The sequence below is a fragment of the Flavobacterium aquicola genome (assembly GCF_003385115.1).
GTDB lineage: Bacteria > Bacteroidota > Bacteroidia > Flavobacteriales > Flavobacteriaceae > Flavobacterium > Flavobacterium aquicola.
The window spans coordinates 122,764-138,074 of sequence record NZ_QUNI01000001.1 but is presented as its reverse complement, the minus strand read 5'-3'; the positions used below and the strand labels follow the sequence as shown (position 1 = coordinate 138,074).

Annotated in this window: 6 protein-coding genes; 5 read left to right on the top strand and 1 reads right to left on the bottom strand. The window is 35.6% G+C overall.

Features of this window, described 5'->3' with window-relative positions; translation table 11 throughout:
* Positions 1-57: 57 nt before the first annotated feature.
* Positions 58-4,131, top strand: a complete 4,074-nt coding sequence (locus C8P67_RS00475; RefSeq protein WP_115810067.1) for a hybrid sensor histidine kinase/response regulator transcription factor — start codon at positions 58-60, stop codon at positions 4,129-4,131.
* A gap of 11 nt (positions 4,132-4,142) precedes the next feature.
* On the opposite strand, the gene C8P67_RS00470 is transcribed toward C8P67_RS00475, so the two are convergent.
* Positions 4,143-5,027 (bottom strand): AraC family transcriptional regulator, encoded by an 885-nt coding sequence (locus C8P67_RS00470; RefSeq protein ID WP_115809266.1) that lies wholly within the window; start codon positions 5,025-5,027, stop codon positions 4,143-4,145.
* A 367-nt stretch (positions 5,028-5,394) separates the two neighbouring features.
* Between C8P67_RS00470 and C8P67_RS00465 the strand changes: the two genes are divergently transcribed.
* The 4 genes from C8P67_RS00465 (at position 5,395) to C8P67_RS00450 (ending at position 15,280) form a co-directional block, all read left to right on the top strand.
* A complete protein-coding gene (locus tag C8P67_RS00465; RefSeq protein WP_115810063.1) occupies positions 5,395-6,771 on the top strand; it encodes a sugar porter family MFS transporter in 1,377 nt (458 codons plus the stop codon).
* 14 nt (positions 6,772-6,785) lie between these two features.
* A complete protein-coding gene (locus C8P67_RS00460) occupies positions 6,786-10,169 on the top strand; it encodes a DUF5107 domain-containing protein (protein WP_115809264.1) in 3,384 nt (1,127 codons plus the stop codon).
* 42 nt (positions 10,170-10,211) lie between these two features.
* Positions 10,212-13,004: a sugar-binding domain-containing protein gene (locus C8P67_RS00455; protein WP_211319876.1), complete on the top strand. Its 2,793-nt coding sequence runs from the start codon at positions 10,212-10,214 to the stop codon at positions 13,002-13,004.
* A gap of 884 nt (positions 13,005-13,888) precedes the next feature.
* Positions 13,889-15,280: a hypothetical protein gene (locus tag C8P67_RS00450; protein ID WP_115809262.1), complete on the top strand. Its 1,392-nt coding sequence runs from the start codon at positions 13,889-13,891 to the stop codon at positions 15,278-15,280.
* Positions 15,281-15,311 lie beyond the last annotated feature (31 nt).

Genomic DNA, 15,311 nt, shown 5'->3' with positions numbered 1-15,311 from the left:
GGCCTGTTTAAATGTGTTTTTTACACGTATTTAAAAATAATACTAAAACCAGCTTTCTTGAAGAACTTTATCCTGCATTTCATACTTCTACTCTCTTTTTGTTTAAACGGTTTTTCGCAAGAATACGCCGTTAAATTTCTCGATATTTCTGATGGGTTGTCTAATAATTCGGTGACTACTATTTATCAGGATAGCGATGGTTTTATGTGGTTTGGTACTTATGACGGTTTAAACCGTTATGATGGTTACAATTTTAAGGTGTACCGCAATAAGATTAATGATAAAAATTCATTGGCATTCAATACTATCTATAATATTGAAGGTGATTCCAAAAAAAACATATGGGTTGGGGGAGCAAATGGAGCCTGCGTTTTTGATAAAAGAGAAGCCGTTTTTCATCCTCTTGCATATGTTTCAAAGAGCAATACCACTCAGATTTTAAAAGATGTAGTGCATCAGATTCGTTCAGTTTCGAAAGAACAGGTATTGGTTGCTTCCCAAAATTTCGGAGTGCTTATTTATGAGAACGGATCTTATACAGGAAAGTCTGCTGGTCTTGAACGATCCAATAAACTGCTGTTTAATTATAATGCTACGGTCCTTGAAAACGATTTAAAAAATAACAGCTGCTGGGTGTATGTCAGAAATGTTGGTATCTGCCAGTATAATTACAATTCAAAAAAACTGAAAGTTATATATCCATTAAATATGGAAGTAAAATGCATGAGACTTTCTGCAGATGCTGTTCTTTGGCTGGGAACAGATGAAGGACTTTATTCATTCAATACACGTACTAATTTTTTATCGTCTAATTATCTGCCGGTTAACAGCACAGTTTCGGATATTCGTATCGACAAGAAAAAAGAAATGTGGGTAACTACCGATGGACGCGGTATTTATAAAGTAATTGGCCAAAGTAAAAAAGCAGTTCCATACAGTTTGTCCAAAGGCAGACAGCTTGTAAAAAGTAATTCAATATGGAGTCTGCATGAAGATACTTCTGGAAATATGTGGATTGGAACGCTGCGCGGCGGTATCAGCATGATAGGCAACAGCCCGAAATATTTTAGAAACATCAGGTATAATGTAAAAGACAGCGATCCTGCCGAAAATTTCATATTATCTTTTTGCGAAGATGAAAAAAAGAATCTTTGGATAGGAACAGATGGAGCAGGTTTAAAATATTGGAACAAAAAAAACAATACTTATACCATTTACAGCACTACGGCAGCTTCCTCTCATAAAATCAGCAGTAATTTTATTACTGGAATAATCAGGGATAATAATAATGATATCTGGCTGTCAACTTGGGCTGGAGGCGTTAACCGCATCAATCCTGCGACCAATACTATTACCCAGTTTTCATGTTACAACCCATTTACAAAACAGATTGAGAAAAATATCTGGTTTGTGTATAAAGACAATGAGGGCGATATATGGGCAAGTGCGACAAATGAAGGCTCACTGTATTTATTTGACAGGGCCAAAAACAGTTTTGTGCTTTTTAATAAAACCATTGATAATCTGCAGTGTCTTGTCGAGGCAAGTGATGGTAAATTTTGGGGCTGTAATTATACGTCATTATTAGCTATTGATAAAAAGACTAAAAAATACCAAAAGTTTCTAATTGGGAATCCTATACGATGTATACACGAGGATAAGGACAAAAATCTTTGGCTGGGAACGCAGGAGGGAGGACTGGTACTTTTTGACAGAAAAACAAATACTTTCAAGAGGCTGACTACAGATGACGGCCTGCCTTCCAATACGATTTTGAGACTGCTGGAAGATAAATCCGGAAATCTATGGATGAGTACGTACAATGGAATCTGCCGATTTGATAAAAAGACCAAAACATTCAGGAATTTTTCGGTAAATGACGGACTGCAGAGTAATCAGTTTAGTTTTAATGCTGGTTTAAAATTGTCTACCGGTGAATTTCTTTTTGGAGGAATAAATGGTTTCAATTCCTTTTTTCCGCAAGATATCAAAGAGTTTAATCAGAAGAATAATTTACTGCTGACCGATTTTTATTTAAACAATCAGCCAATTGAAGAAAGTAAAAACGAGTTGATTACCGAATGGGATTCCGGCAGAATCAAAGAAGTAAAACTGCCTTATGACCAGACTGCCTTGTCAATAGAATTTGTAGCATTGGATTATAATAATGCTGATAAAATTAATTACGCTTACTATTTGGAAGGCTGGGACGACAGCTGGAATTATGTGGGTCAGGCTCGAAAAGCAAATTACGCCAGATTAGCCGAAGGAACATATGTTTTTAAAGTTAAAACAACCAATTTTAGAGGAGGCTGGAACAAAGAAAAAAGCCTTATTACAGTCATTGTTTCACCGCCATGGTACAGATCATGGTGGGCATACAGTTTTTATTTATTGGCGGGAGCCGGAATGATTTATGGCTATATTCGATATAATAAAAATAAAGAAAAATTAAAGTTTCAGGTAAAAATTGCCGAATTAGAAAGAGCGAAAGAAAAAGAAGTTGCCGAAAAGCAGTCATCAATGTTTACCTATATTTCTCATGAGTTCCGTACGCCTTTGTCTTTGATTATAAATCCATTAAAAAAGGCGATTAAAAAAGGCAATGTCGAGAATAGTTCTTCGGTGAGTGATTTAGTAATTGCACATCGAAATGCAAGAAGGCTTTTGAGTTTAGTAGATCAGCTTTTGCTTTTCCGTAAAGCGGAGAATGATGCTGATGAACTCAAAATGTCTGTTATAAATGTCAATAACCTCTGTTATGAAATACATCAGTGTTTTGTAAATCAGGCAAAAGATAAGAATATTGACTATACTTTCCAGATACCTGAAAATAATATTGAAATAATTGGAGATTATGAGAAAGTTGAAATATCTCTGTTTAATTTGATTTCAAATGCATTCAAATTTACTCCGGTTGGGGGAGAAATCAGTCTTCATTTATCCGAAAATCAAACAGATGTAATTATCGAAGTTTTAGACAGCGGTACAGGTATTGCACCAGATGATTTGGAAACTATTTTTGAAAAGTTTAAAAGAGTAAATTCTAAAGTGCCGGTTGGAGGCAGTTCCGGATTTGGAATCGGTTTGTTTATAGTTAGGTATTTTGTCGAAAAACATAAAGGAACTGTAAGCTGTACCAGCGAAATTGGAAAAGGAAGTACTTTTAAGCTCACGTTTTTAAAAGGTCAAGATCATTTTGAAGATTTGCATATAAGTATTGTTGTTCCAAAATTAAGTCCATTAGTTGAAGAATTAATGACTGATGATGTAGAAGATATTGTAGAAGTTTCAGCTCAATCTGTTCCGGATAATGAATTGCATAAAGTGATGCTTACCGAGAAGCGCACACTTTTAATAGTAGAAGATAATACAGATATTAGAAATTATTTAATTCAGCTATTTTCAGAAACTCATATAATATATAGTGCCGATAATGGTGAAGAAGGTTTAAAACTGACGAAAAAGCACATGCCTGATTTGGTGATCAGTGATATTGCGATGGATGTTATGGATGGTTTGGAATTGTGCCGAAAAATAAAAGAAAATAGTAGTTTATCCCATATACCGGTCATATTATTGACAGCATCCAAGAATCCGGAAACACACTTGCAGGGAATAAGTGATGGCGCCGATGATTATATAACAAAACCATTTGATGATGATCTGCTGGTAGCCCGTGTAGAATCACTGCTGAAAAGCCGAAGCAATTTAAGAACTTACTTTTTAGATAGTATTACGCTTAAAGAGAATACTCAAAAAGTTCCAGCCGAATATCAGGAAATTCTAAAGAAATGTATTGCTGTTATTGAGGCTAATATTCACAAACGTGACTATACGATTAAAAATTTTGCCGCCGAAATGGGAATGAGTCACAGAACGCTTTACACCAAAATTAAAATCATTTCAGGGCAGACATTAAATGCATTTATACGTTCCATCCGAATAAGGAAAGCCGCGATGTTAATGCTTACCGAAAATATGAATATTGCTCAGGCGAGTGTTGAGGTAGGTTTTGAAGATCCTAAATATTTCAGGCAGCAGTTTGTTAAACTCTTTGGAATGACACCATCAGAATATATCAAAAAATACAAAAACTCTTTTAATTCTGATTTGAATATTATCAAATAAATTTTGGCTGTTTACACTTGACTTTTGTATCTAAGACGGTATTCGCGGGGTGATATTTCCATTACTAATCGGAACGATTTTGAAAAGTGAAACGGGTCGTAATAGCCCAATTGATATGCTATTTCTTTAATTTTCATGTTGCTGAACTGCAAAAGGGAGCAGGATTTCTGCACTTTTAACTGATTATAATAATCCATTGGGGTAAATGATGTTTTTTCTAAAAACAATGCCCCAAAATAGGAACTCGAATAACCGACATATTGAGCAATATCATGAAGCGTTATTTTATTCGTCAGGTTATTTTTCATGTAAATGATACTCATCGGAATTATATCTAAGACTTCAGTATCTGCCGTTTTTATTTTTAAAAACTGATCCGTGTATTTTATGCTGGCAAGAAAATGCTGCAGGCAGATACTGGAATACTCGAGGTTATCAGGGTTAAAACCCATTTCCAGATTCTGGTAAATTTCTTCGAATAAGTTCAATCTATCTGCTGATCGGCTGTCATTTAGATTTAGAATTTTTCCAGAAACTGCACTGTGTAATGAGTTTGAAGTTCCTTTGAAATGTAACCAATAAATGCTCCAAGGCTTTGAGATTTCAGCTTCATAGCTATGCGCTTTATGTGCTGGAATAATAAAAGCCTGATCTTTTGTAAGCGAGAATTGTTCGTTTTCAAGAGTTATGAACCCTTTTCCGCTTTCGCAATAAATAAGAATGTTTTCAAGTGCGCCTTTTGACCGTTTTCTAAAATGATATTTTGCATTTGGGTAATAGCCAATATGTGTAATGAAAGCATTTTTTGTCAGTTCATTTTCAGATTGAAAATGCCGTACGCTATATGGAACAACGATTGCTCTTTCGCCTTTAAATCCATCTGCTATTTGGTCCATAATAAGGTTAGATTAGTTTTAAAAAAAAAACTTCAGAAATAATTTAATACCAAATTTATGAAATAATACTGTACAATGTCAAATCATGGTAATATACATATTCTGAGGAAATGGGGTTTGAAAATTGTTGATTTAATGTGTCTGATATTTTTTAGTCAGATATTTTATCTATTATAAAGTGTGAATTCATTAAAATATAGTTTAAAAAAGTATGGTTGCTGTAAAAAAAACGTTTTTTTATTTTTAGTATGATAAATAAAGTATTAAAATCTATGTTTTATACATGTTTTATATAAATATTACATTTTTGCAACTGTAATATCTGACGACATTTGTAATGTTAAATTATTTAAAAAAAATAAAATTTATGAAAAAGTATAATTCTTCCTATCTGCTTTTCATCGCATTGGTTTCGGCCATGGGTGGGCTGCTGTTTGGATATGATTGGGTTGTAATTGGTGGAGCAAAGCCATTTTATGAGGTCTTTTTTAATATTGCCAATTCGCCTTCTATGCAGGGATGGGTAATGGGAAGCGCTATTTTAGGATGCCTCTTGGGTGTAATGATTTCGGGAAGTTTATCTGATAAATACGGCAGAAAACCGCTGATGATTGTCGCTTCAATCTTTTTTACGCTCGCAGCAGTTGGTACCGGAATAGTCGATACTATTGAATGGTTTATAATATGGAGAGTTGTTGGCGGTATCGGAATTGGAATCGCCTCGAATCTTTCACCGATGTATATAGCCGAAATCGCTCCAAGTGAATCCAGAGGGAAGTTTGTTTCGATAAATCAGTTAACGGTTGTAATAGGGATATTGGCAGCGCAGATTGTGAATTGGTTAATTGCAGACCCGATTGTAGAAGGACAGGATATTTTGAATTCTTGGAACGGTCAATGGGGCTGGAGATATATGTTTTGGGCTGGAGCCATTCCATCAGTAGCCTTTTTTGCTTTGATATTAATAATACCCGAAAGTCCAAGATGGCTTGCAAGTCAGCGTAAATATTCAAAAGCTGAATCTATTTTTACTAAAATTGGCGGAAATGATTTTGCAAAAGAACAAATTGAAGAACTGAAAGCAAGTGCAGGGGATGTCAAAGAAGAAGCCAATTATAAAATGCTTTTTGAAGGTAAAATGCCAAAGATTCTTTTGTTAGGAATTGTGATTGCAGCATTTCAGCAATGGTGCGGTATCAACGTGATTTTTAATTATGCTCAGGAAATATTTTCAGCAGCCGGTTATGGCGTTTCGGATATCTTATTCAATATCGTAATTACTGGTGTTACAAATGTAATCTTCACTTTCGCAGGTATGTATTTTGTTGACAGATGGGGAAGAAGAACGCTGATGCTTATCGGTTCAATTGGATTGTTTTTCATCTATGCAGCACTTGGCGCCTGCTATTATTTTGAAATAACAGGACTTGCAGTTTTAGGACTTGTAATCGCAGCAATTTCCTGCTATGCAATGACATTGGCACCTATTACTTGGGTCGTTTTATCTGAAATATTTCCGACCAAAATACGAGCAATGGCAATGGCAGTTTCGACTTTCGCCCTTTGGACGGCCTGTTTCATACTGACTTACACTTTTCCGATATTAAATAACAGTCTGGGGTCTTACGGAACCTTCTGGCTTTACGGTGTGATCTGCCTGTTAGGATTTGTTTTCCTTCGCATTTCGCTGCCGGAAACCAAAGGAAAGTCCTTAGAGGAAATTGAAAATGAATTGACAAAATAATAGCATATAATAAGATGGAAAATATAATTGCAGAAAATCTGCATTCAAAACAATCGGTAAACGAAACAGCTCAGGACGAAAAAATAACAGCTTATTTAATTCAGTCTACTGTTAACGAAGATGGCGTAGTTCGTGTTTGGGAAGAGGATATTTTATTACCGACTTACCAAATTGGCGAAGAAGAAAAGAACCCTATTTTTCTTGAAAAACGTGTATATCAGGGAAGCTCAGGAGCTGTTTATCCTTATCCTGTGGTCGAAAAATTATCAGATGAAAAATTCGATAAGTCATATAACGCGGTATTTTTAGAAAATAAATACATCAAGATAATGATTCTTCCGGAACTTGGAGGGCGTGTTCACATGGCGTACGACAAAGTAAAACAGCGTCATTTTGTTTACTATAATCAGGTGATAAAACCTGCTCTTGTAGGACTTACAGGGCCTTGGATTTCTGGCGGAATTGAATTCAACTGGCCACAGCACCACCGTCCAAGTACTTTTTTGCCTACGGATTATAATATTGAAGAAAATGAAGACGGAAGTAAAACAATTTGGTGTAATGAAGTAGAAAGAATGTTCAGAACCAAAGGAATGCAGGGGTTCACGCTGCATCCTGACAAAGCCTACATTGAGATAAAAGTAAAAATCTACAATCGTACCGCTTTTCCGCAGACATTCCTTTGGTGGGCAAATCCTGCTGTGGTGGTGAATGATGGCTATAAATCGGTTTTTCCACCTGATGTGAATGCCGTATTTGACCACGGAAAAAGAGATGTTTCAAAATTCCCGATTGCAACTGGAGAATATTACAAACAGGATTATTCTGCAGGAGTTGATATTTCAAAATATAAAAACATTCCGGTTCCAACATCCTATATGGCGGTGCAGTCCAAATATAATTTTGTGGGTGGTTACGAAGATAATGTGCAGGCTGGATTATTACATGTGGCGAATCATCATGTGTCTCCAGGGAAAAAGCAATGGACTTGGGGTAACGGAGATTTTGGTTTGGCTTGGGACAGAAATCTAACAGATCAAGACGGTCCGTATATTGAATTAATGACGGGAGTTTTCACAGATAATCAGCCTGATTTTTCTTGGCTTCAGGCTTATGAAGAAAAGTCATGGGTACAATATTTCATGCCTTATGCCGAAGTAGGTTACGTTAAAAATGCAACCAAAGATGCCATCATAAACATCGAAGTTGAAGGAAACGAAGCGGATCTGATTTTGTACACAACAGGTCTTTATGAAAACTTAAAAATTGAATTAAAAGACAAGCAAAACAAGGTATTGTTTGAGGATGAAATTACGATTTCTCCTGTAAATCCATATAAAAAACGAGTTTCGATCGGAGAAACAGCTTCTGAGGATTTGATTTTTACCGTTTATACTTCAAATGGTAAAATTCTGGTTCAGTATCAGGAAGAAAAAGCCGAGATTAAACCAGTTCCTGATCCTGCAAAAGCGGCTCTTGATCCAAAAGATATTGCTTCAATGGAACAATTGTACCTGACAGGACTGCATTTGGAACAATACAGACACGCAACTTACAATCCGCTGGATTATTATTTTGAGGCTTTAAGCAGAGATTCAAGGGATGTGAGATGTAATAATGCTGTCGGACTTTTGATGCTTCGAAGAGGTCAGTTTGAAAAAGCAGAAACCTATTTCAGAACCGCAGTTGAAGTTTTAACAGAAAGAAATCCAAATCCGATTGATGGCGAGCCTTTATACAATCTGGGCTATTGCTTGAAATTGCAGGGGAAATTCGATGACGCTTATAATTCTCTTTTCAAATCGACTTGGAATGCAGCGTGGCAGGACGCCGGTTTTTATGCATTGGCACAAATTGACAGCATAAAAGGTGAATGGTCAGAAGCGTTGGAAAGAGTCGAATCGTCATTGATCCGCAACTGGCACAATCACAAAGCGCGCCAGCTGAAAGCTTCTATTTTAAGAAAATTAAACAGAAATCAGGAAGCTTTGGCATGGATAGAAGAATCGCTCAAAATTGACCGTTTCAATATGGGATGCCGTTTTGAGAAATACCTGCTGACAAAAGACAAAACAGTATTGGACGAAATGAATACCATCATGCGCCAGTGGTCACACGGTTATATCGAGTATGCGTTGGATTTTGCAGGAGCGGGACTATATGCGGAAGCTTCTCAATTATTGCAGGAATCAATTAATGATACCGAAGAAGTTTATCCAATGGTGTATTATGCTTTGGGTTATTTTGCTTCAATGGCTGAAAATAAAGACGAAGCTTTAGAATGGTACAAAAAAGCGGCTATTGAGTCACCCGAAAAGTGTTTTCCAAACCGTATTGAAGAAGTGAATATTCTGCAGGACGCCATTCGTTTAAATCCAAAAGATGCAAAAGCACCTTATTATTTGGGGAATTTTTGGTATGCTTTCCGCCAATATGATGAAGCTGTAAAATGCTGGGAACTGTCATACAGTATAGACGAAAAATTTCCTACCTTGTTAAGAAACCTTGCACTTGCTTATTTCAATAAGACAAATGACAAAGTTAAGGCTCAGGAAATGTTAGAAAAAGCATTTGCATTGGACACAGCCGATTCAAGAATTTTTATGGAATTGGATCAGCTGTATAAGAAAATTGGAAAAACTCCTGAATTCCGTTTAGAAGTTTTAAACCAGTATCCAAATTTGGTTGAAGAGCGTGACGATTTGTGCATCGAACGCATTACACTTTATAATCAGACAGGTAAATACGCTATTGCAAAAGAATTAATTTCACAGCGAAAATTCCATCCTTGGGAAGGCGGTGAAGGAAAAGTAACTGGTCAGTATACTTTATGCAGAGTAGAATTAGCCAAAATTGCAATTGCAGAAAACCGATTTGCAGATGCGGTACAATTACTGAAAGAAACCGAAGTTTATCCGCATGATTTAGGCGAAGGAAAATTGAAAAATGCTGAGGAAAACGAGGTTTTTTATTATAAAGGTTTAGCATACAAAGGACTTGGAGATTTAGAAAATGCAACAGCAAATTTTGTTGAAGCAACTTTGGGATCATCAGAACCGGTTCAGGCATTTTTCTATAACGATCAGCAGCCGGATAAGATTTTCTATCAAGGACTGGCTTGGCGCGAATTAGGTGATGAAGACAAAGCCCGAAGCCGTTTCAATAAACTGCTGGCTCACGGAGAAAAATATCTATTCGAAAAATCAAGAATAGATTATTTCGCGGTTTCACTTCCGGATCTTGCGATTTGGGATGATGATTTGAATGTTAGAAATCAGGTGCATTGCTACTATGTGATGGCTTTAGGTCACAGCGGATTAGGAAATGAAAACGAGTCTGAGAAATATTATCAGAAAGTAAAACAATTAGATATCAATAAACAAACCTTTCGTAAATAGAAAGGTTTTGTTTCCGATATCATAATTATAAAATTTAATAAAATGAAAATCAAATATATCATAACAGCAGTTATTTGTTTGCTTTTTCTCTCTTCATGGGATTCAAGAGAGAAAATGGTAATAGATATTGCCGGGGAATGGTCCGTACAGCTCGACAGCACAGATAGCGGACAGAAAAACGGCTGGCAGAACATGAGTTTTAAGCAATTGATGAAACTGCCGGGAACTACAGATGATGCGGGTCTTGGAGTTCCTAATAAACTAAAACCAAGTTTAGAGAAACTTCAAATGAGTCATCTAACCCGAAAAAACAGTTATCTGGGTGCTGCTTGGTACACAAGAGAGATTACGGTACCAAATAATTGGAAAGGAAAAGAATTTATTCTAAAACTGGAGCGTGTTATTTGGAAAACCAATGTCTGGATTGACGGGAATGAACTTCCATCTGAACAAAACAGTCTGATAGCACCGCATTATTTTGACCTTACAAAATATATTACCGCCGGAAAAACACACCGCATAACTATTCGTGTAGACAACCGAAAACTGTTTGATATCAGTGTTGATAATATGGCGCATTCTTATACTAATGAAACGCAGATTATCTGGAACGGAATTATTGGCAGAATGGAAATCGAAGCTTTCGATGCTGTCCGAATTGCGAATCTTCAGGTAAAACCGGAAATAAGTACAGGAAGTGCAAAAGTGAAAGTGACGCTTAACAACAGTTCAAAAAATACAAAAGGAATTTTGAGCATTACTGCTGTAAATAAAAAGACCAAGATTTCAGTTGCAGCGCTACAAAAGGAAATCCAGATAAAAACAGGAGAATCCGTTGTTGAGGTCGATTATAATATGGGTAAAGACATAAAGCTCTGGAGTGAATTTTCACCTGAGTTATATGAATTAAAAGCCGAATTAAAAGCAGGAAAAAATCAATCGAATTCTTCAGTTGATTTTGGAATGAGAAGTTTTTCTCGAAAAGGTTCTGTGCTGACTAACAATAATGAGCCTGTATTTTTGAGAGGAACATTAGAATGCGATATTTTTCCGCTTACGGGACATCCGCCAATGGATAAAGAAGGCTGGAGAAAAGTTTTTGGCACTGCGAGAAACTGGGGATTGAATCACCTGCGTTTTCACTCTTGGTGTCCGCCACAGGCAGCGTTTGAAGTAGCAGATGAAATGGGTTTTTATCTTCAGGTGGAATTGCCGGTTTGGAGCCTTAAAATTGGTCAGGATCAAAAAACAACCGACTTTCTATACGCCGAAGCGCAGCGCATGATTAATGAATATGGAAATCATCCATCTTTCTGTATGTGGTCGATGGGGAATGAACTGCAGGGCGACATGACAGTTTTGACGAAATTGATGAATAGTTTAAGAGCTAAAGATGACAGGCATCTTTATACTACAACTTCGTTTACTTTCGAAAAAGGACATGGCGACTGGCCGGAACCCGAGGATGATTTTTTTATTACACAATGGACTAAAAAAGGCTGGGTTCGCGGACAAGGTGTTTTTAACAGTGAATCTCCAACTTTCAATAAAGATTATGTTGCCTCTGTAGAAGGGATGACGGTTCCTTTGGTGACGCATGAAATCGGTCAGTATGCGGTTTATCCTAAAATTGATGAGATTTCGAAATACACAGGAGTTTTGGAACCCATCAATTTTAAATCGGTTAAGGAAGATTTAGAGCGTAAAGGTTTAATAAGCAAAGCTGCTGATTATACAAAAGCTTCTGGTAAATTGGCGGTGATTCTGTATAAAGAAGAAATCGAAAGAGCGTTGAAAACAGCAGGGATCAGTGGTTTTCAATTATTGGATCTGCATGATTTTCCAGGTCAGGGAACGGCATTGGTCGGGCTTTTGGATGCTTTCTGGGATAGCAAAGGTTTGATTTCGGCGGAAGAATTCAGACAGTTTTCAGCTCCAGTTGTACCGCTCTTGCGTTTTGCTAAAGCGACTTATACAAACGATGAATCTTTTACGGCTTCTTTGGATATAAGTAATTATTCGGATGCAGTTTTAAAAGATCAGGAAATAGAATGGAGCATTAACGACGGAAATACTGTAGTTGCTTCTGGAAATACAAAATCTGCAGTTTCTATTGGTTACAATCATAAAATATTGGATATAAATGAAAGCCTTCAGAAAATTACAAAAGCAGCCAAATTAACAGTTACTGTAAATCTGAAAGGAACAAACTATAAAAACCAATGGAATATTTGGGTATACCCGCAGAAGCAGACTTTAGATTACGGAAAAGTAGTTTACACCAGAAGTCTTGATGAAGCCTACAAATTTCTGAAAGCCGGTAAAAAAGTACTGCTAAATCCTGATTGGAAAAAAATAAAAGGTATCGAAGGAAAATTTGTTCCTGTTTTTTGGAGTCCTGTACATTTTCCGAAACAAGCTGGAACAATGGGAGTGCTTTGTAATCCTTCGCACAAAGCTTTGGCCGATTTCCCGACGGATATGAATACCGACTGGCAATGGTGGGATTTGAATGTGAATTCGACAACACTCATTACAGATGGTGTAGAAGGAGGAAGCCCGATTGTAGAAATGGTCGATAATTTTGCCAATAACCGCAAACTGGCATCGCTTTTTGAAGGAAGCGTTGGAACTGGAAAATTGGTAATCGCATCTTTTGATTTGGCAACCGATTTAGATAAACGCCCAGTTGCAAAACAAATGCTGATTTCAATCTTAAAATATATGAACAGCGAATCCTTTAATCCAGAAGCTATAAAAAATCCTGATGTTTTAAAATCAGTTTTGACAGAGCAGAAGGAGAAAGGCAAGGAGGACGCGAAGAGTATTTATTAAAAAAAAATAATTAAAGTTAAAGCAAATCTATTTTTAAAGGATTATCATTTTGAGATAGGTTTGCTTTGATTACAATTAAGCTTTAAAAAGCTTGAAAGAAGCAAAAGAAAGCATTTGAGATGTGATTTTAAGCTTCAATTTTCGGTCGAGGAAAGGAAATTATTAAAATTTCAATCATTTTGGATTTAAAAATAAAATAAGGTAATAATTATATTTTGTTTAAAAATCTGTAAGTATTTTTTAATAGTCGGTATTTTTTAATGATCAAAATTCGATAATTACCATTTTGACCTCCTTTTTTTTCCATTTTACCCCTCATAAAAATTTTAAAGTAACCATTACTTTGCACTTATAGTTACTACAACGTTATATATTTATTAATTTAATAAAAAGCGTCAAGTTATTTTTTTGAATTAAAAAAGAAATCGTTTTCGTAGTTATGATTTAGAATTTGGTTTACTGTATGTCCATCGTTTTTGATTAAGAATTTAGTATTAATAAAAGGATATATATTATGAATAATTATTTGTTTGATTACTGTTACAACTTGTTTTTGACAGCGATGGCAAATAATTTTTTTTCACCAAATTTTTAAAATGTATAATAAACACTTATAAATAACCACAATCTAATTAATTAACTTAAAAAAAACCTATGACAAAAAACCAAAAAGCATTTTCTAACTGCAGTAGTCTACTGCAAATGATGGAGGAACATTTAGTGTAAAAAGAGCTTTAGAACCCCATTCGAATTATTTGATATATTAAATGTGACAAAAAAACTGTCTTTTTAATGTTCAAGTAGTTTAAAAAAAACTAATTGATATTGAATAAATTTCGATATTTTGAAAACCACAAAAAAAAAATAACCTTAAAATTAAAGAGATGAAAAAAATTAAATTTTTATTTTTTCTTGCTTTTTTTGCAGTCCTTTTTATAGGATGTCAAGATAATGAAGATGATTTTCCAACTTCTGAAAAACCTACTCTTGCTCTAGGTTCAACAGAAATATACGGTGCTCCTAGCAGAAAATTTGAAATTAAAGCTGCTTTAGCAGATGATTTAGGATTGAAAAGTGTTCGAATTCAAATCCCAGAATTATCATTAGATAAAGTAATCGCATTTGGAACAGAACCTTTAGTAACTGCTTATGATTTAAGTTACTTCTTTGAAATTCCTGCAGATAGAGGAACATCGGAAGCTTTCAAAATAAAATTGACTCTGACAGATGTTTCAAATAATTCAGTAGATCAGGATATTAATTTACGATTAGATGGTGAGTTTACGCCGCCAGCCGTAGCAATGGACACTCCAAAAGAAGGAGCGGTAATTTTATTGCCTTCAAGTAATATAATGAAGGTAAAATTTATGGTAAATGATGACTCAGGAATCGATTTTGTACACGTTACTTGTACAGCTCTTTTAATCGATGATTTGGTTGAAGTTAATGGTGCGCAGTCTTACACTTTTGATAAAGAGTATATATTGCCAAGAACAGATGCGAGCTATGTATTGACAATTACTACTAAAGATAAATTTGTTCAGCCAAATACAGGTACTACAGAAATCAATGTTATTGCATCTAATGACTATCCGGCAATCTATTTATGTGACCAGCCAAAAGGAACAAATCTTACAACTGATGCAGTGGGTGTACCAATGTACTTCCATGATAAAAACGGACAAGATTTCGAATTCAAATATTATGCAGATAAAGATAATAAAGAAATTTATTTCTTAGGTCAAGAAGGAGATTTTGCTCCACATTGTTTTGGTGCAGATGGTACTAATTTGGCTTACGGTTCTAGTGTTGCCCCAATCAAATTGCCTACAAAAGGGTATTATAAGATTAAAATGAATCCAAAAGCATTAACTTTTTCTTTTGAAAAATATACGCCAACAAGCAAAGTTTGGGCAGATATTGCAAATGGACAATGGCATGATGACGAAGCACTTAGAAGACCTTTCGTAAGTGTTTGCGGAGGCGGAATCAAAGATGCAAGCTGGGATACTTGGAATGGATGGGTTCAAACAGGACTTCATTTAGCAAACAATCCTAACAATCCATATCAGTTAGTGGGTGAGTATACGCTTACTGGAACTATGGAAGCAACATTTACAGGACAATGGTGGAACCCATCATGGAGACTGATCAAAAATGGTATTGCAACTATGTCACCAGGTGAAAATGGAAATGCTAAATATCCAGCAGCTCCAGGTGTGTATAAAGTTATTGTTGATACTGAACTGGAAAGAGCTTTCATAACAAAAAAATAGTTTGTTATCAGCTTGTTATAACATTTAATAA

Bases quoted from the DNA above. Each gene is read 5' to 3' on its own strand.
- C8P67_RS00470 (WP_115809266.1), bottom strand. From the start codon at position 5,027: ATGGACCAAATAGCAGATGGATTTAAAGGCGAAAGAGCAATCGTTGTT.
- C8P67_RS00465 (WP_115810063.1), top strand. From the start codon at position 5,395: ATGAAAAAGTATAATTCTTCCTATCTGCTTTTCATCGCATTGGTTTCG.
- C8P67_RS00460 (WP_115809264.1), top strand. From the start codon at position 6,786: ATGGAAAATATAATTGCAGAAAATCTGCATTCAAAACAATCGGTAAAC.
- C8P67_RS00455 (WP_211319876.1), top strand. From the start codon at position 10,212: ATGAAAATCAAATATATCATAACAGCAGTTATTTGTTTGCTTTTTCTC.
- C8P67_RS00450 (WP_115809262.1), top strand. From the start codon at position 13,889: ATGAAAAAAATTAAATTTTTATTTTTTCTTGCTTTTTTTGCAGTCCTT.